The sequence below is a fragment of the Psychrobacter sp. genome, from assembly GCF_036731945.1.
In the GTDB taxonomy this organism is placed as follows: Bacteria; Pseudomonadota; Gammaproteobacteria; order Pseudomonadales; family Moraxellaceae; genus Psychrobacter.
Window position 1 is genome coordinate 18,056 of record NZ_DAINDI010000021.1, and the last position, 2,801, is coordinate 20,856.

Here is a 2,801-nt window from a genome sequence, read left to right on the forward strand (position 1 = left end):
TAAATACAGTAACACTCATAAGCGAAGTCCATGATTGACTAAAAATATAGCGGGGTAGGCGATTAACCGGTGGCGTATTTTATCATAATCTGGCATCAATGTGAAAAGTTAGCATGGGCTTAAACTGTTCACGCCATTTGATTATTTATAATAGTATCAATTGCTTATCTATTACCATCACTCAGATAAAGGCTTTTAGCCCAATTAAGCCTAGTAAAAGCGCCGTAACACCTTTGTGTTACGCATGGCTATCCAATTTATTAACGAAAAGTAAAGCTGATGGTTGAATGTGCAACGAGTATAGTATGATGCAGACAATCATATCCGCACTATTGTTTAAATGAGCATTTTAAGCAGGGTGAAAGATACTATTTCAAGCCTAGATTTAAACTGTTTATTTAGCCAAATTATTTAGACTTATTATAAAGAGAGTCCGTATGTCAAAGCCGCAAGTTGCTCAAAGTATCAAGGATAAAGATGCCAATTATCAAAATCATATGCCTAAAAATCATAAAACAACGATGTTAAAAACCAGTGTGCTGAGTGTGGCAACGGCGATGGGGGCGCTGGCATTGTCACAAGGGGCTTATGCTGAGCTTACTTGGGGTAATAATACCAGTAGTAATGTCAATAGTTATCCGCAACAAGGCAGCTACCAACCGGACAACTATCAACCACAAAGCTATCAACCTGATAACTATCAAGCGCCAAGCTCGCAGCCAAACAGCAATTATCAAGCAAACAGCGGTTACCAAGCGGATAGTGGCGCAAGCTCATTTACAGCAGCGGCAATTGCAGCAGAACGCGGTGATGTCAACGCGCTTTATAATTATGAGCAGGAGATGAGTGGCGGTCTATTTGCCATGTATCCGCCTTATTGGCGTATGAACTTGGACCTAAACTCACAAAGCCCAGCGGCGGTTACACAGTTTGCCCGCCAGTATCCAGAGACGGTAATGGCAGAAAAGCTGGTTGCCGATTTTGCAGAAACCAAAGCGGGCTCCAATGATTATGCCGCCGTACGTCAAGTGGCAAATCTCATTACCAATGCTGATGACAGTGAAAAGTGCGCCGTTGCCCTTGGTTTTAACAATGGCGGCGATAGCATGCGCGCGATGGCGGCTAAGTCTGATGTCTGGCTAACCACCAAAAAACAGCCAGCGCTGTGTGATCAATTGGCGCTAGAGATGAATAATAACGCGCTGATTAGCAACCAAGATAGGGTGTCGCGCCTTAAACGTATGCTGCGTAAAGGTAAGACCGGCGATATTATGGCTTTGTCATCAAAGTTGGGTACACCGATTCCTTACTCGTCGTTAAGTGAAATTCAGCTCAATCCCTCAGCATTTTTTAGCCGTTTTGCTCGCGAGCCAAACAGCCAGATGAATCAATATCTGTATTTGTATGCCATGGGGCGCTTGGCAGAAAAGTCTTACCGTGAGGCAGCGCTACAATTAGATTTTGATGTGAAACAAGACAATCAGCGCGCAGCGAAGTTATTAAATGATGACACCCGTCGCTATGCTTATCGCATTCTTGGCGTTCAGCGTATGAACCACAATACTGACGATGGTTTTAATGTGGAAGCGGTCGATTGGTTCCGTAATAGCTTAGATAATGATTTTAGCTTTGAAGAAGCCGAATATTATGCCATGGCGGCGATTCGTTTTAGTCGTTGGGAAGATGTGGTCGAAGCCATCTCGAAAATGGATGCTGAAACGCAAAAAACCAATCAATGGCAATATTGGTTGGCGCGTGCTTATGAGCAATCAAGTGATGCCAACAAACGCAACACTGCCAAAAAAATGTATCAAAATCTTGCAAAAAGCAATGAATACTATGGTTTGATGGCCAAGGATAAAGTCGGTCAACGTTTTGATGCCAGCCGCTTAGGTGGCAGTAATTTGCCTAACGTTAGTAGCACCGATCGTGCCCGCGTCATGCAAAACCCGCACTTTGCACGGGCATTTGCCTTATATAACGCCGATGCCAGCCGCGCTTATGCCAATCGCGAGTGGAACTGGGCGGTGAAAAAAGCGCGTGACAATCGCGATAATAATTTGATTATTGCGGCCGCGCGTCAAGCGTATGACATCGGTTGGCTCGATCGAGCAATTTATGCCATTGATAATACTGAGACAGTAAATAACTTGGCTCTATCACATCCGATGCCGCATCAATCGGCGGTCGTACGCTACAGCCAGTCGGCAGGTATCGATCCGGCATGGGCGTATGGCATCATGCGTCAAGAGAGTCGTTTTGTCTCGTCGGCGCGCTCAAACGTTGGCGCGAGCGGACTGATGCAGGTCATGCCTGATACCGCTAAATATATCGCACGTAATTTGGGCGAAACTTATAGCGCTAGCCGTGCCAATAGTGGTGATACCAATATTCGTTATGGCACATGGTATATGGGCGATATCTTTGGTAAATTGAATAGCCAGCCAGTTTTGGCCACAGCGGGTTACAATGCCGGACCCAACAATGCCAAACGTTGGCAGCCAGTTTATGGCTCACTTGCGGCCGACCAATATGTCGAGTCAATTGCCTTTCCTGAAACGCGCAATTACGTCAAGCACGTGATGGAAAACGCCACCATCTATAGCAGTTTGCTGGGTCGCGGTCAGCCTATTAGTCAGCGCATGGGAACCATTCCAGCCGCCTTCTAATTCTCTTTATTCTCTTAAAAAGCCATTAATCGCTCGCTGTTAATGGCTTTTTTATGGCGCTAGTTTAACAGCAGTAACCGCTTCACAAATCCATGTTTACGTTTCTGCTATAGATTAAAAAAAGCAATTTGC

General features: G+C 45.1%; 1 protein-coding gene. It reads left to right on the forward strand.

What is annotated here, in order from left to right:
* Positions 1-437 precede the first annotated feature (437 nt).
* A complete protein-coding gene (locus V7D75_RS06135) occupies positions 438-2,669 on the forward strand; it encodes a lytic transglycosylase domain-containing protein (protein ID WP_333613832.1) in 2,232 nt (743 codons plus the stop codon).
* The last annotated feature ends 132 nt before the right edge of the window (positions 2,670-2,801 follow it).